The sequence below is a fragment of the Pseudomonas sp. SDO55104_S430 genome (genome assembly GCF_054070595.1).
In genome coordinates this window covers 1-13,991 of the sequence record NZ_JBSVXG010000009.1, presented here as the reverse complement: position 1 = coordinate 13,991, position 13,991 = coordinate 1, and the positions used below count along the sequence as shown (strand labels likewise).

Genomic DNA, 13,991 nt, shown 5'->3' with positions numbered 1-13,991 from the left:
GTGCTACTTCTTTCCAGAAGCGTTGGGGCCATAGGCCTATTGAGTATTGAGTGTGGAAATTTTGTCGTGTGCGTCGAGCAGTGGGTAACCCCAAATGTGTACCCAGTCGGTCTTTTTGACAGGGGTATGGCAAGAAATGCAGGTGCTGGTATCTTTATTCGTTGTTATCGTTGGAGCTTCCTGTGCAATTAATGCCCATCCCCAGCCATCAGTCCATATTCCGCTTTTCTGATAGCGGCCTTTAGTGTCCTTGATCATCACAAACCAACCAAGATTTTGATCCCAAAATGAAGCGTGGCCTGTTGTTAAGTCAGCAGCAGCAGTACCCTGCAACTCCTTCACAAGAATGGCTCCATCTGGGAACTCACCATGGGCCTTGAAATAATCAACCGAGTCCCGGTCCACATACACCTGATGTAACTGTTTTAATCCGCCCAGCGAGTCTCCACCGGGTACTGCAAATGAGCCTAAAAATATGAAAGATGTCCTATAGTCTTTAGGGACTTTGATGTTCCCGTTCTTGTCCACGTATTGCTCAAAAGTACGGGTGTAGGTGGGTTTGCTGTTGGCTGGGGATGCACTCGGGGTGCCTGCGTTTGATAGCGCTGGCTGAAGGCACGCCAGTATTGCCACGCAGACTAAGAGAGGTTTAATGTATTTAATACGCATGTTAGTACCCTGCCTTTGATTAAGCCATTGTTAGTTTACTTGCAATGTGTCATCACTCCGCGGAGCAGATCACTTACCGTCAACAGAGTTTCTTAAGCAACAATTTGCGAATGTCGCACATTGGTTGAATACAAATGAGTGGGCTAATTATTTGTTAGCACAGCCATAAGTATCTGTATTGGCCAGGTGTTATACCAATGTGTTGTTTAAAAGCAGTGCTGAAATGAGATTGGGAGCTAAATCCGCACTCTTGAGAAATTTGTGCCAATCCTATGGTCGTTTCTGCAAGCAGATATTCCGCACGGCGTATTCTATGCTCCAATATGTAGGCGTGAGGGGATTGACCCGTCCTGGCTTTGAACGTGCGTGTGAAGTGGAAATGGCTTTGTGAAGCGATATTCGCGAGTTCACCCACATGTATTGCCGTACTGATGCGTTGATCAATGTATTCAGCAACCTTATTAAATCTAGGTTCCGGTAGTTGTGACTTTGGAAGTGCTACCTCGAAGCTGATTTCATTGTGTTTACGGCACTTGAGTAACATTGCAAGAATAAATCTTGCAGCAGCTGGACAATGAAAGCCATTCCTCACCAAGCTTGCGCAGGAAATAATGCCTTCTCCTATTTTTTCTACAACACGTTGCGCTACGTTGTCAAAGCCGGATTCGGGACCGTAATGTGTGACTATGTTTTTGAGCGATGCAAGATTCAGCTTCAGGGTTTCAATTGTTCTCAATAAAAAATGATCATCAATCATTATCTCGACAAAGTTGTTTGGTAATTCCCATGAGGCAGTCTGGTCGCCTTCAGTGCTTCCGAGGACGATGCATGTGCCACATTTAATTTCCACTTCTTTCAGTGTATTGGATTCTGTTAGCGAAAGCACACCATTTCCCGTGAGGAAAATTAAAATGGTCATCTGTCCGCTATTGGAAGAGTAATATTGATTACCCTTTTGCTTCATAAAGCGTGCGCAGACAACTGTGTAGATTTGCGAAGCTGTAGAATTGGAAGTAGAATCAGGGAGGAGTAGCGTAGCCATATTAGCCTCTCTTATTAAATATCCCGCATTTTTTAGCGAGAATTTAAACTACAATCAGAATCCAAATTCTGTTTCATAGCGCTGTGCCTGCACTGTGAAACTTGGGCGATTGCAAATCCTTGGTTCGCCTGGTTTAAAATCCATGGGCAGAAAGACAAGGTGGCACATTTTTTTACTCCATCGTAGGTGCGCCTTCCTTTTGCGCTGCTACCGCGTATGCCCTACGCTTTCTGGAAAGCGTCCCGTCCATTTGGTGTCGAGCTGATTTAAATTCACCTTAACCCTGTAGGACCAAGCCCTCAAGGTAAAGGTGTCATCGCTTTGTCGCTTTCTCGCAACGTCTGAGTCGACGGGCGTAGCGCAAGGCGGACGAACCAAGGCTAGCCCAATCAAAGAGTCAGCGATTACAAAAACGTGCGCATTTGATGGTTTTTTTCTTGGATCCGCTCTTGCTGTCAAGCCGAGGGAAAGTCAATTGTTGTGTTGTTCACTCTATTTACTAGATTGATGAAGGTTGTATTACTCACGACCAAACAAATTTCGATTAAATTGTTTTCGGTGTAACCCGCATTTAAAAGAGTTTGCACGCTTTCGAAGTCAATCACGCCTTGTGAGGTAATCAGGATGCAAACAAATTCGAGCAGTTTGTCTATTTTTTCATTGAGCGTCGGTTTTCGAGTTCTGATGTTTTCTATGGCGGCTTTGGACAATCCTGCAAACTTCCCAAGAAACGCATAGGCGGTGACGCAATAGTCACAGGTCGCGTGTGTGCTCACTTTCAATCGTATTGCCGCTAATTCAGCCTCTGAAAGGGTGCTCCCTTCTATAACGTTATCCAGTTCAATGATTGTTTTTAATCCGGTTGGGCAATGCGTTCCGATAGTCGCGTACACATTCGGGACGATACCGGCTGCTTTCTTAATCGAGGCATAAATCTCTGAAGTCGTGCCCTGAGCTGACGAAGGGTGGGTGGTAGATAAGCGAGACATTGATGCTTCCCCCAGGTCTAATGGTATGGTAAATAAGCGCGTTGACGGCACGCTCGATTTTTATTAGGTTTAAAATAGATATAGTAATATGCAGTGAACGCACCCACCACTTCCAAGATTCATCAAAGTCGCAGCAATATTAGCTATCGCGGAGCAATAAGAAATGTTTGGGGCTGTTTGTTCATAATGCGTCAATCTTGATCTTGATCCTTTTTGTCTATATTGTTGATCCACAACTCTAAGATAGTCGGTGATTATTACTTAATTGACTAGTCATCCAGCGTAAATAACATAAATTTGGATTTTGCATGAATGAGTATCTTTTTCCCTTTCGTCTGTTCGTGCGCGTCGCGTATACAGGCAGTTTTTCGCGTGCCAGCAGAGAGCTGGGTATTTCTCAGTCATCAGCGTCGCGGATTATTGCCGCGCTAGAGCGTGATCTCGGGGTTATGTTGCTGGTGCGAACTACGCGCGCGATGGCATTGACACCAGCAGGTGCTAGTTACTTGGCAGATATCGAGCCCATATTAGCCGCCTTTGAAGAAGCGAATTTTTCAGCTCAAGGAGGGGAGGAACTTCGAGGGCGGTTGAGGTTGGGCTTGCACGCCGGCGTTTCTTTGAGAGAGGTCATACCCAAGCTATCAGCGTTTCTCGATTTTCACTCAACACTGGGTGTTGACCTGGTCGCGGATCAGCCTGGTCGGGATGGATTGAGGGCGCAGGTTGATCTCGCTTTACAAGTCGTTACGCCTGAAGAAGCTACAACTGCAATGAGACTCATCACAAGTACACCCAGGGTGCTAGTCGCTTCGCCAAAATATCTTTTACGTAACGGGATACCGAGTTCGCCTGTGGCTCTTCTAGCTCACTCTCTCATCATCGGTCCTTCGCAGTCAGGTGGAAAACCGTGGTTGTTCTGCCGAAGCGGGAAGGCCGTGTCGATTAGCGTCGACGGGAAAATCACCGCGAATGCATGCGAAGTGGCCATGGCTTCTGCAGTGAGTGGTGTTGGTATTTTGTCTACGGGGCTCTGGTCGTGTCAGTCTGAATTGGATTCGGGTGTATTGGTGCGTGTACTTGAAGGTTGGGATATGGGAGATATCAAACTCTACGCCTCCCTGCCTGCGGGTGCAGCATCGAAGACAGTCGCACGATCGTTCATGAGTCATCTGGCTTCTGAGTTCAATAAACAGGCTCTTTGCATCGAGCTCCCCTGAATCGTGATTGGGAAGCTCGTATGTCGAGTTCCTGCTTGGGTTAGGCTCAGATAAGTAGAATGATCTGGCCTATATCTATCTGTGCCTTGCCTCGATCGCTGACAAAGAATTTCCGATCACGACAATGGACGCAGCGAGTAGGCCGACATCCTTTAATAGAAACTGCCCAGGAACAACGGTTATGGCAGGGAAACCTAGAGCAGGCTCGAATACGAGTGGTGTACTGAGCATAAAAGAGAGTGTCGTTATAAATAACCCGGCTGATAAAACTCCCCCGACAAGTGATAATTTCGGAGATAGGCATCTCGCCGCAATCAGCAATCCAATCGCAATTTCAAGAACGCCCAGGAAATATGAAAATCCATTGATGCTCATGAAACCATACATCCATGAAAGAAGAGGGCTGTGGCTTACGAAGCCGGAAATCCCATTTGCTTCATATAATGTAAATTTCATTCCTCCGAACCATAGATAGATTATGGCTAAAGCGGCGAAGGTTGCAAACTCGCCGATGCGATTAATGCGTGAGCCTGTGGGGTTGGCGATTACAACGAGGGCGTCGGGATCTTGTGTCAGCGATTGATTGGGGGAAGTATTCATCGTATTGCCTCGAGATGTGGTTATTAAATGGTGCCCGTTATCTGTCGAGAAACGCTGATTGCTTGCCTTAGGTCGAGTGGCTCTAAGGACTCAGTTAAGTGTATTAATGACTCTGCTTATAATGCCAATTTTATGGGGAAATACTGGGTGGGAAGGGTTTTAGCTTTTCTGCCTGAGCAGAAAGGCTAAGGCTTAAAATCTTGCCAATAGCGTGTTCGGGCGTGTTTGATATCGTTCAAATAATTCGTTATAGGAAAAAAGAGTGAGCGCATAATCCCTAAAGCGTGCGCCCACCCAAGGGACGACCTTACTAGTTCCTTTAGTGAGACCCGTAATTCAGAGACTAAACCAAGCCCTGGGTACATACTTCAGCTTTAGAGCCGGCACAGATTATCCTGCTGAATCGACTGTTTATTTCAAATTCGTGCTAATTTTTCCGAATATTTTCCTTGGAAAGGTAGCTAGTTAAAGCTGTGAACTAGATGGCCGTCATTAGGTGTAATGGGGCTTGTATGGCGAGAGTCGTGTCATGCAGAGATCAGCTTGTGTTTATCAGTAAGACCCTTTCCCGCTGAGTTCGCAGATTGAATTCTCCACCTTGCAGGCGTCATCTGCATGTGTTTCTTGAAGGCTCTCTGGAATGCGGCATCTGATTTATATCCACTGTCTTGAGCTATTTTCGCTATTGAATCTGATGTTTCGGCGAGTTGCTTGCTCGCATTTGCCATTCGTATCTCAACGAGCAGATCGTTGGCTGATCGACCTGCTGCTTCAGCAAATTGTCTTGCAAATGTTGCCCTTGACATTAAGCATAGGTCAGCCAGTTCGGCCATGGTCCATGCTCTGGAATAGTGTTCAAACATGGCTGTAAACGCTGGTTGAAGCCTCGGGCGTTGTGCCAGACGCAGAAGGCCTATAGGGGGTTCATCACTCTCGCTGGCTAGGCGTAGCGTCATACCGAAAAGTGCCCCAGACATGTGGTTCATCATCGACTCGCTCCCAGGGCCGTGCTCTATAGCTTCTTCATGCATCAAAGTGATTAAGCGAGCCAAGCGGCTACTGGCAACGTGTTCATCGGTCAGATGAATCAAATCCTCGGGTACCTCCACGCCTCTAATGATGAGCTGCCGAGGAAGGCTTTCCTTGATCATTTGCCGGGGGGATGACGGCAAGATGAATCTGCCGCAAAGCATATTGACGGGTTGCGGATCTTCGACATTTGTTCGAACCTGAAGTCCTCTTTCGCGCCGCATCTTGCCAGCCGTTGAAGGTAAACCGCTGCCCTCATACAGCACATGGGGCACACCGGAAGGTATCAGTAAAATATCTCCCGCTTGCATCGACAGTGTAGGGTTTTCACCGTCATCCACCTGAGCTGTCCCGCGCAGAAGCACATGGTAGGGGATCTCTCTGGGGCCGGTGGCTGCATAATCCAGTCGCCAAGGGGGGCTGAAATGGCATCGGGTGTCCAGAGCACCGCTCACCGGCATGAGGTAAAGCAAGCTGCTTAAGATGTCCATTTGAGACGCTCGAGCATAATAATGGTAAATACTAGCATTAACATGGTGAACGTCGAGGATTAGGCTTAAAGCGTCATAAATTGTTGCTGGAAGCTGTATCCAGAGGAGTCCCCGATGTCACGCCTTACCACTATGGATCCGCATGAAGCTACCGGATTAGTGGCTGAAACGTTCGCATCCATAAAAAGAGCTGCGGGTATCATCCCCAACACCTATCTAACCATTGGAACACACAGCCCTGAAGGGTTGGATGCTGTACTGCGCCTGGATGAAGTCGTTGCCCAGAGCGAGATTTCAGATGCCGATCTAGAGATCATTCGACTCGTTGTAAGTGTTTGGTCAGGGTGCCGATACGGTGTCGCTGTCCATAGCCTCAAAGCTAAATTCTCCGGGCTTTCGTATGATGCTATTTCGAGAATACGAGGATCTAGAACCACAGGTGACCCACGAAGAGATGCCCTCATCAATTTCGTTCGCAATATCGTATCGAGTACTGGGACGCTCGACTCGTTGGATGTGGAGGCGATCATTGCAGCCGGCTATTCCGAAAGCCAGATAATAGGGATATCGCTGACAATTGCTTCAACAATGTTTATCAATACAGTCAATCGAATCAACGACACCGTTCTGGACTATCCTGAAATCTAACAATAAATAACCATGCATGTAATGCGCTGTGTTTTCAGCGCCAGAAGTAACTTGGCAGCTGCGCCGGGAAAATACTCAAGGATGTCTCTTCTAAAGTTATAGGTCATTGAGTTGACTACGCGGGTGCCGACGTTGTCGATTGGTTTGGCAATGTCGGCAGTCCGTAGTTAATAGCTAACGATATCCTCACGTCAAAGGTGGCGCATGTTATTTATTGCTTTCATAGGCGGTATGTTGACTGTCCTAAGTCCTTGTATCCTGCCCGTAGTGCCATTTCTATTTGCCGGTGCAGACCGCAGTCGCTTGTCAATTCTCCTGACGCTGCTCGGTATGGCTTTGACTTTTGCAGTGATATCCAGCCTCGCGGTGGTCAGTAGTGAGTGGGTTGTTCAAGCCACTCACATCGGGCGCCAGGTAGCATTAGTAGTGATGGTAGTGTTCGCTCTTTCGCTCATCTTTGCCCGGGTAGGTGACTGGGTCACGCGGCCTTTTGTCATGCTTGGCAACAGCCTTGATCCAATCAATCGCGGAATATCAGGGTGGCCACGTTCAGTTCTGATTGGTGTGGCCACTGGCATGCTATGGGCACCTTGTGCTGGGCCCATTCTAGGGGTCATTCTTACGGGAGCCATGCTCCAAGGTGCCAATGTCAGTACCAGTTTGTTATTGATGGCCTATGGATTAGGAAGCGCAATTTCTCTGGGCTTTTTCATCTTCGCTGGCCGTAGCCTGGTTAATCGTTTTAAACCGTCTCTTCCTGCAGTCGATTGGATGCGACGAGGGGGAGGGGTGGCAGTGTTGATGGGGGCAGCAATCATCTCCACAGGTGCTGACAGTTCACTCTTTTCTGGCGCTTCATCGGAAGGGGTTGGCAATTTCGAAAAAAGAGTCGTTGAGCTCTTGCCCAAGTGGACTGGTTACTTCCCTAGCGCGGCAGCTGACCAATCCATCGATAATACACAGGGTGCCATGCCTTCCCTGGCAGGTGCTGTGCAGTGGTTAAACTCGCCTGTGATTACAAACGATTCGTTGAAAGGAAAAGTCGTGCTTGTGGATTTTTGGACGTTTGACTGCATTAACTGCAAGCGGACTCTGCCTTTCGTCAAACTGTGGGCAAAAAAATATGAGAAGGAAGGACTTGTCGTAATCGGTGTACATACGCCTGAGTATGGATTCGAGCGCATTATTGACAATGTTAAGGATAAGGTCGAAGAGTATGGTATTACCTACCCGGTAGCCATTGATAACAACAACACCATTTGGCGAAATTTTCACAATCAGTACTGGCCCGCCCATTATTTTATCGACGCAAAAGGCCAGGTGCGATATACCCATTTTGGGGAGGGTAGTTATGAAGATCAAGAAAATATGATTAAGCAGTTGCTGGAGGAAGCCAAAGTTAAAGGCTAAGCCTGTGGCGTAGAAAAGCAAATTTTTAGAGAGGCCTGCTCGGCGTGTGGCAGGCCTTAGATTTTGTGCTATTGAGATTCTTAGCGGTGGAGTTCTCGATATTGTCCGGGTGTGATGCCAACACGTTTCTTGAATGCGGTCGTAAAATGGGATTGGGAATTAAAGCCCGAATCGTTTGCAATCTGCGATAAGCTAATATCTGTTTCAGATAATAGAAATTCTGCACGACGCAGTCTGCTGTCCAATACATAAGAATGAGGAGAGCGGCCTGTGCTGGCCCGAAACGTACGAGCAAAATAGAATCTACTTTGGGTGGCAATCTCAGCCATTTCCGAAACGCTTATGGCAAATGAAATTTCATTTTCAATATATTCGACAATGGCTTTTAGCGTCTTTTCGGGTAGGTGAAGGTTCTTCTGGCTTTTTTTATGCTCAGACTTTTTGTTCCGAATGCTAACCATCATGGCAATCAGAAATCGGGCAGCAGGTGCGCAATAATAACCATCCGCTACCAAGCTCGCGCTCCTATTGCGTTGGCCATGCATTTTCTCCGCCAGGCGCTTTGCGAGTGCACCAAACCCTGCTTCGGGGCCATAAACTCCAATAACGTCTGATAATGCTGTCTTACTGGGTGTGACCGCTGCTATCACAGCGGCAACGAATCGGTCTTCAATGGCGATTTCGAGAATTTTGTTTGGCGCGCTCCAAGACATCTTGTGATCTTTTTCGGTGTCTCCGATCAGTACCGTGGTACCGACTTTCACTTCGACATCGATGCTCGCGGAGGTGGTATCGAAGACCAGGCGACCGTTATCACTAAGAAAAATGATTAACGTGAAACGCCCTGTATTTGAAACGTAGCTGCTCGGCGATTCACAATTTAAAATGCGTGCACTAACCAAGACCATAGGGTGGTAGTGTTCTTCATTTTCTGACTGTATGTGCCTGTGGTGTCGCATTTTTTATCTCGTTTTCGCTAAATAAGGTGAGCAGCTATTCCATTGGACGGGGTTTGCGAAGTGGTGGCATATTGTCTAGTACCAAAAATATTTCATCTTCGTTAATAGGTTGCACGTAATTAGAATTTACGTCGGAGTATACAATAATACCCTGTTTGTCGATGATAAATAATGACGGCAACGGTAACGTATCGCTGTCTTTTCCGTTCAGCGCATCAAGGTCAGCACCTAAAGTTTTGTATGTGTTTTTCAGCGCGTGCGGTAGACGCCAGGACACTTGAAACTGAAGTGCAACTCGACCGCGGGTGTCGTTTAGCGTCGAAAAGCTGATGAAGTTTCTTCGCTGCATGTCCGTATTCGATAAGTGTAATTGTGGCGAAATAGCTATAATCGAGGCGCCCTTGGCGACAATGCTTTCGTTGATTGCCTCCAAGGTTTTAAGGGTTATATACGAATATTTACACCAAAATCCTCTAAAGAAAACGATTATCAACGGCCCCTTGCGAGTCAGGTCAGCCAACCGAATCTCATTGCCATCGATATTGGTGAGGGTGAAGTCTGGGGCTGGATCGCCGGCTTTGAGTGAGCCAGCTGAGAGTTTCGATCCGCAAAGCTCCGTAATAGAATTTCGTAAAATCTGTTGATCCTCGGCCGCAAGCGGGGTCTCATCTTCCGCTAAAAAGTCAATCATTTGCGTGCAAAGCACCATCAATTTTTCCTGGTCACAGTGGGTTCGCTCTAACGGCTTAAAATTTGGCTCATGAGTTCTGTGGGGCTGTTATGTATATGGCCGCAGCGTCCCGGTTGCGTGATATTAGAACCTATCGCATCGTAACCTATTGTTTTATTTGTATATTTCAAAAACATGCGCTTTTTCACGAGATTTGAACATTAATCGAGGTTTGGCGGGAGGAGAGGACCCTTGCTCCTAGGGTTGATTTTGTAAGCCAAGGGGGGGGCGAAAAGCAGGCCGGGATATCAAAGAAGGGTAAAGGTGTTCGTTTCGGTTTGAGGATTTTATAAGGAAAAATAAGCCTTATTCTTAATTAAATAAGGCTTATTTTTGTTTTCCGCTATTTAGGGAAGTGGCAGCGGGGTTAGGATCGGTTTATAGAATTGAACGTATACCATGTCTTCTTTGGCGTTATCGATATGGCATCCAGCACAGGCTTCTTTAGGGGCTTCTGTAGAAACCGCTTCGAATGGAGGTGCATGGTGGCCGAAGTTGAAAAAGCCCCAGTTTTTGGTTTTTGCAAATCGCTTACTGTCTTTTACGGAGACGTCTAGACCGCTGGGTCCGCCGCCAGGAAAGTACCCTCGACCTGATGGCTCAACACTTGATCCATCCGGAAACTGGCCTTTTTGGGTCAGGTGTAGTTCTTTCACCATCATCGTGCCTTCAGGCCACTCGCCTTTTTTTCGATAATATTCGAAAGCGGCTGGCTCGACGTAAACGTTGTGGTATTCGGGAAAGCCGGCTTTCCCGTTGTTCAGCCCGTTGGGTGTTATGGGGGATCCAATAAAGACCCATTGACGAAAATCCTTTGGTTGTATGAGTTGACCTTTTTCGTTGAATTTCGGGCCGATTTTTACATCCGGGTAATCTGAAGAGTGCGCGGCTGCAGCATATAAACCTATGCATGTTGTAACCGCTATCGCGGTCGCCTTGGTGAGTCTCAGGCTTTTCATCGTATTAGCTCCAATTGGCAAGATTCGAATTTCTGATCCAGCACACGGAATGATTGGATATGGTGCAATTGGAGGCTAGCGCAGGCGACCATGCACCTCTTTCAAAATCGTGCGGACTTTGTCCTTCATTGGATGCGTCGCTTGACATAGAGTGATTGCGTTCCGAGAATAAAATTCACTTAGGCATATCTGAAGCATATTGCAGAAACGATGAAATGTCGTCCGCGGTCTATGATCTGACGTTTTAATGATCTTGAAATCCGCTCGCCGTATTGCATTTAGAGCTAAATATTTGTCGTTTGTTGCTTGCTGGAGGCCCTTATAACTAAGGCGGTTGATTAATGTGTTTTAATATTTGGAGTGGTATATGAAAACTTTATCAAAATGCTCTGCTTCGTTGTTCGTTGGCCTGTTGACGCTTGTGTCGCTTAAGTCTGCGGTAGCCCAAGAAGGCGACCCAAAGCGAGGTGAAGCTGTTTTTCAGCAGTGCTCGATTTGCCATCAGATTGGGCCTGCAGCGACTAATGGAATTGGCCCGAATCTGACGGGTGTGTTGAGCCGAAAAATGGGCTCAGTTGCAGATTTTTCCTACGACACAGGCTTGCAAAAAGCGTCCGCGGCTGGGCTTACTTGGGATAAGGATAAGATATTTAGTTGGCTTGGAGATCCCCAGAACTATATCAGGAGCGCGGTCAAGGACGAGTCCGTCACTACCAGAATGACTGTGAAAGTGAGTGACGAGCAGGCTCGTCGTGATGTGATTGCTTACATCGAGACTTTTAGTAAAAAGTGAAGTTTTAATGATGAGATTGCGTGTCGTTGATACGACGACCATCCATTAAAATCGATTATCACGCTCATGATTTGGATCTAGGCTATGTCCTTTCTATGGTTTCATCGGTTGGGGTCGCCCAAATGGTTTTATGAAATCAGTGGCCGTTTTCTGCCTTGGCTGAGCGGGCTTGCTGCACTGCTGGTTATTTCAGGCGTGATTTGGGGATTGGCCTTTGCTCCACCCGATTATCAGCAAGGTAATAGTTTTCGCATTATGTATATACACGTTCCAGCTGCGATGCTTGCGCAATCGTGTTACGTCATGTTGGCGGTGTGTGGGGTCGTTAGAATAGTTTGGAAGATGAAAATTGCTGATGTCGCGCTAAAGTGTGCGGCCCCCATCGGTGCCTGGATGACCGCAATAGCCTTGATCACTGGATCTATTTGGGGCAAGCCAACTTGGGGTTCCTGGTGGGTCTGGGACGCGCGATTAACATCTATGTTGATTTTGTTGTTTTTATATTTCGGGGTCATCGCGCTTGGTAACGCGATCACTAACCGTAACAGTGCTGCGCAGGCATGCGCAGTATTGGCCATCGTAGGAGTGATCAACATCCCCATTATTAAATACTCGGTCGAATGGTGGAACACACTTCATCAAAGTGCGAGTTTCACACTGACTGAAAAGCCCGCCATGCCAGCTGATATGTGGCTTCCTCTATTACTCACCACGCTTGGGTTTTATTGTTTTTTTGGCGCGGTGTTGCTGTTGCGCATGCGTCTGGAGGTACTCATGCGTGAGTCGCGCGCAGGGTGGGTTCAGACTGAAATTTTAAGGAGTTATCCAGCCATTGTCCGAGGAGGCTAGGAGAATGATTTTTTCTTCCTTCAGTGATTTCGTTGGCATGGGACAGCATGGTCTATTCGTTTGGTCGGCCTATGGTGTTTGTTTTGTTGTTCTTTCCACAAATATTCTGCTGCCGGTTTTAGCTCGTCGGCGTTATTTGCAGCAGGAGTTTCGCAGGCTACGGCGGGAGGAAGGCACATGAGTAAGGTCCATAAACTGCGGTTAATGTTCGTGCTAAGTATGGTGTTAGGTATTGCCACAGCCTCTACGTTGGTTTTGAGTGCATTGCGCGAAAACATCAATCTGTTTTACACGCCGACCCAAATCGCCAATGGCGAAGCACCCATTGACACGCGCATCCGCGCTGGCGGAATGGTCGAGGCCGGTTCCCTGCAACGCTCCAGCGATTCATTGGACGTCAGGTTCGTCGTTACTGACTTGAAAAAATCCGTGACCATCACCTATCGCGGCATTCTTCCGGATCTGTTCCGCGAAGGGCAGGGCATCGTAGCCCTGGGTAAGCTCAATGCCGATGGCGTGGTGGTGGCCGACGAAGTGCTGGCCAAGCACGATGAAAAGTACATGCCACCGGAGGTGACCAAGGCGTTGAAAGACAGCGGTCAGTCGGCGACTGTTTCTGCGAAAGAGGGATAGCAGATGACAGCTGGAGTATTTATTCCTGAACTGGGACATCTGGCGATGATCCTGGCGCTGTGTTTCGCGTTGGTTCAGGCCGTGGTCCCGCTGCTCGGCGCCTGGCGTGGTGACCGGTTGTGGATGAGCCTGGCCCAGCCCGCCGCCTGGGGCCAGTTCGCCTTTCTGCTGTTCGCCTTCGGTGTCCTGACCTACGCGTTCATGACCGACGACTTCTCCGTCGCCTATGTCGCCAGCAACTCCAACAGCGCGCTGCCGTGGTACTACAAGTTCAGCGCGGTGTGGGGCGCCCACGAAGGTTCTTTGCTGTTGTGGGCCTTGATCCTCGGTGGCTGGACCTTCGCCGTGTCGGTGTTCTCCCGGCAGCTGCCGCAGGTGATGCTGGCGCGGGTGCTGGCGGTCATGGGCATGATCAGCACCGGTTTCCTGCTGTTCCTGATCCTCACCTCCAACCCGTTCTCGCGCATCCTGCCGCAGATTCCGGGCGACGGTCGTGACCTTAACCCGCTGCTGCAGGACATCGGCCTGATCGTGCATCCGCCGATGCTGTACATGGGTTACGTCGGTTTCTCCGTGGCCTTCGCCTTCGCCATTGCCGCACTGCTGGGCGGTCGCCTGGATGCGGCATGGGCGCGCTGGTCGCGTCCATGGACCATCGTCGCCTGGGCCTTCCTCGGCATCGGTATCACCCTCGGCTCCTGGTGGGCCTACTACGAGCTCGGCTGGGGCGGCTGGTGGTTCTGGGACCCGGTGGAAAACGCTTCCTTCATGCCATGGCTGGTGGGCACTGCGCTGATTCACTCGCTGGCGGTCACGGAAAAACGTGGCGTGTTCAAGAGCTGGACCGTGCTGCTGGCCATCGCAGCGTTCTCCCTGAGCCTGCTGGGCACCTTCCTCGTGCGTTCCGGCGTACTGACTTCGGTTCACGCGTTCGCCTCCGACCCGGAGCGCGGCGTGTTCATCCTGATCTTCC

16 protein-coding genes are annotated in these 13,991 nt (G+C 48.6%); 8 read left to right on the top strand and 8 right to left on the bottom strand.

Features of this window, described 5'->3' with window-relative positions:
- Positions 1–36: 36 nt before the first annotated feature.
- From ACW9JE_RS02945 to ACW9JE_RS02935, 3 genes are all read right to left on the bottom strand, one after another.
- The gene (locus ACW9JE_RS02945) at positions 37–669 is read right to left on the bottom strand and encodes a cytochrome P460 family protein (protein WP_457431846.1); all 633 of its coding nucleotides are present in this window, start codon (positions 667–669) and stop codon (positions 37–39) included.
- Positions 670–823: 154 nt separating this feature from the next.
- On the bottom strand, positions 824–1,711 hold the full coding sequence (locus ACW9JE_RS02940; RefSeq protein WP_457431845.1) for a helix-turn-helix domain-containing protein: 888 nt from the start codon (positions 1,709–1,711) through the stop codon (positions 824–826).
- A gap of 455 nt (positions 1,712–2,166) precedes the next feature.
- A complete protein-coding gene (locus ACW9JE_RS02935) occupies positions 2,167–2,700 on the bottom strand; it encodes a carboxymuconolactone decarboxylase family protein (protein WP_457431844.1) in 534 nt (177 codons plus the stop codon).
- A gap of 308 nt (positions 2,701–3,008) precedes the next feature.
- Between ACW9JE_RS02935 and ACW9JE_RS02930 the strand changes: the two genes are divergently transcribed.
- The gene (locus tag ACW9JE_RS02930) at positions 3,009–3,917 is read left to right on the top strand and encodes a LysR family transcriptional regulator (protein ID WP_457431843.1); all 909 of its coding nucleotides are present in this window, start codon (positions 3,009–3,011) and stop codon (positions 3,915–3,917) included.
- 75 nt (positions 3,918–3,992) lie between these two features.
- Here the strand turns inward: ACW9JE_RS02930 and ACW9JE_RS02925 are convergent, their stop codons facing one another.
- Both ACW9JE_RS02925 and ACW9JE_RS02920 read right to left on the bottom strand, forming a co-directional pair.
- On the bottom strand, positions 3,993–4,517 hold the full coding sequence (locus ACW9JE_RS02925; protein ID WP_457431842.1) for a YkgB family protein: 525 nt from the start codon (positions 4,515–4,517) through the stop codon (positions 3,993–3,995).
- A gap of 527 nt (positions 4,518–5,044) precedes the next feature.
- Positions 5,045–6,037 (bottom strand): AraC family transcriptional regulator, encoded by a 993-nt coding sequence (locus tag ACW9JE_RS02920; RefSeq protein ID WP_457431841.1) that lies wholly within the window; start codon positions 6,035–6,037, stop codon positions 5,045–5,047.
- A gap of 114 nt (positions 6,038–6,151) precedes the next feature.
- Here ACW9JE_RS02920 and ACW9JE_RS02915 point away from each other — a divergent pair, with 114 nt between their 5' ends.
- Positions 6,152–6,685, top strand: a complete 534-nt coding sequence (locus tag ACW9JE_RS02915) for a carboxymuconolactone decarboxylase family protein (protein ID WP_457431840.1) — start codon at positions 6,152–6,154, stop codon at positions 6,683–6,685.
- 204 nt (positions 6,686–6,889) lie between these two features.
- Positions 6,890–8,095 (top strand): cytochrome c biogenesis protein DipZ, encoded by a 1,206-nt coding sequence (locus ACW9JE_RS02910; RefSeq protein ID WP_457431839.1) that lies wholly within the window; start codon positions 6,890–6,892, stop codon positions 8,093–8,095.
- Between the two features lie 80 nt (positions 8,096–8,175).
- Here ACW9JE_RS02910 and ACW9JE_RS02905 read toward each other — a convergent pair whose 3' ends face one another.
- The 3 genes from ACW9JE_RS02905 to ACW9JE_RS02895 form a co-directional block, all read right to left on the bottom strand.
- Positions 8,176–9,054 (bottom strand): helix-turn-helix transcriptional regulator, encoded by an 879-nt coding sequence (locus ACW9JE_RS02905; protein ID WP_457431838.1) that lies wholly within the window; start codon positions 9,052–9,054, stop codon positions 8,176–8,178.
- Between the two features lie 34 nt (positions 9,055–9,088).
- A complete protein-coding gene (locus ACW9JE_RS02900) occupies positions 9,089–9,763 on the bottom strand; it encodes a peroxiredoxin-like family protein (RefSeq protein ID WP_457431837.1) in 675 nt (224 codons plus the stop codon).
- A 368-nt stretch (positions 9,764–10,131) separates the two neighbouring features.
- Complete coding sequence (locus ACW9JE_RS02895) at positions 10,132–10,743, bottom strand: cytochrome P460 family protein (protein ID WP_457431836.1); 612 nt, start codon at positions 10,741–10,743, stop codon at positions 10,132–10,134.
- Positions 10,744–11,110: 367 nt separating this feature from the next.
- On the opposite strand from ACW9JE_RS02895, the gene ACW9JE_RS02890 reads away from it, so the two are divergent.
- From ACW9JE_RS02890 to ACW9JE_RS02870, 5 genes are all read left to right on the top strand, one after another.
- Positions 11,111–11,536, top strand: a complete 426-nt coding sequence (locus ACW9JE_RS02890; protein ID WP_457431835.1) for a c-type cytochrome — start codon at positions 11,111–11,113, stop codon at positions 11,534–11,536.
- A gap of 84 nt (positions 11,537–11,620) precedes the next feature.
- Positions 11,621–12,385 (top strand): heme ABC transporter permease, encoded by a 765-nt coding sequence (locus ACW9JE_RS02885; protein WP_457431834.1) that lies wholly within the window; start codon positions 11,621–11,623, stop codon positions 12,383–12,385.
- 4 nt (positions 12,386–12,389) lie between these two features.
- A complete protein-coding gene (ccmD, locus tag ACW9JE_RS02880; RefSeq protein WP_457431833.1) occupies positions 12,390–12,566 on the top strand; it encodes a heme exporter protein CcmD in 177 nt (58 codons plus the stop codon).
- On the top strand, positions 12,563–13,018 hold the full coding sequence (ccmE, locus tag ACW9JE_RS02875) for a cytochrome c maturation protein CcmE (RefSeq protein WP_457431832.1): 456 nt from the start codon (positions 12,563–12,565) through the stop codon (positions 13,016–13,018). The genes ccmD and ccmE overlap by 4 nt, the downstream gene beginning before the upstream one ends.
- Positions 13,019–13,021: 3 nt before the next feature.
- Positions 13,022–13,991 (top strand): heme lyase CcmF/NrfE family subunit (locus tag ACW9JE_RS02870; RefSeq protein WP_457431831.1); only part of this gene is annotated, 970 nt, incomplete at its 3' end.

Bases quoted from the DNA above. Each gene is read 5' to 3' on its own strand.
- ACW9JE_RS02945 (WP_457431846.1), bottom strand. From the start codon at position 669: ATGCGTATTAAATACATTAAACCTCTCTTAGTCTGCGTGGCAATACTG.
- ACW9JE_RS02940 (WP_457431845.1), bottom strand. From the start codon at position 1,711: ATGGCTACGCTACTCCTCCCTGATTCTACTTCCAATTCTACAGCTTCG.
- ACW9JE_RS02935 (WP_457431844.1), bottom strand. From the start codon at position 2,700: ATGTCTCGCTTATCTACCACCCACCCTTCGTCAGCTCAGGGCACGACT.
- ACW9JE_RS02930 (WP_457431843.1), top strand. From the start codon at position 3,009: ATGAATGAGTATCTTTTTCCCTTTCGTCTGTTCGTGCGCGTCGCGTAT.
- ACW9JE_RS02925 (WP_457431842.1), bottom strand. From the start codon at position 4,517: ATGAATACTTCCCCCAATCAATCGCTGACACAAGATCCCGACGCCCTC.
- ACW9JE_RS02920 (WP_457431841.1), bottom strand. From the start codon at position 6,037: ATGGACATCTTAAGCAGCTTGCTTTACCTCATGCCGGTGAGCGGTGCT.
- ACW9JE_RS02915 (WP_457431840.1), top strand. From the start codon at position 6,152: ATGTCACGCCTTACCACTATGGATCCGCATGAAGCTACCGGATTAGTG.
- ACW9JE_RS02910 (WP_457431839.1), top strand. From the start codon at position 6,890: ATGTTATTTATTGCTTTCATAGGCGGTATGTTGACTGTCCTAAGTCCT.
- ACW9JE_RS02905 (WP_457431838.1), bottom strand. From the start codon at position 9,054: ATGCGACACCACAGGCACATACAGTCAGAAAATGAAGAACACTACCAC.
- ACW9JE_RS02900 (WP_457431837.1), bottom strand. From the start codon at position 9,763: ATGGTGCTTTGCACGCAAATGATTGACTTTTTAGCGGAAGATGAGACC.
- ACW9JE_RS02895 (WP_457431836.1), bottom strand. From the start codon at position 10,743: ATGAAAAGCCTGAGACTCACCAAGGCGACCGCGATAGCGGTTACAACA.
- ACW9JE_RS02890 (WP_457431835.1), top strand. From the start codon at position 11,111: ATGAAAACTTTATCAAAATGCTCTGCTTCGTTGTTCGTTGGCCTGTTG.
- ACW9JE_RS02885 (WP_457431834.1), top strand. From the start codon at position 11,621: ATGTCCTTTCTATGGTTTCATCGGTTGGGGTCGCCCAAATGGTTTTAT.
- ccmD (WP_457431833.1), top strand. From the start codon at position 12,390: ATGATTTTTTCTTCCTTCAGTGATTTCGTTGGCATGGGACAGCATGGT.
- ccmE (WP_457431832.1), top strand. From the start codon at position 12,563: ATGAGTAAGGTCCATAAACTGCGGTTAATGTTCGTGCTAAGTATGGTG.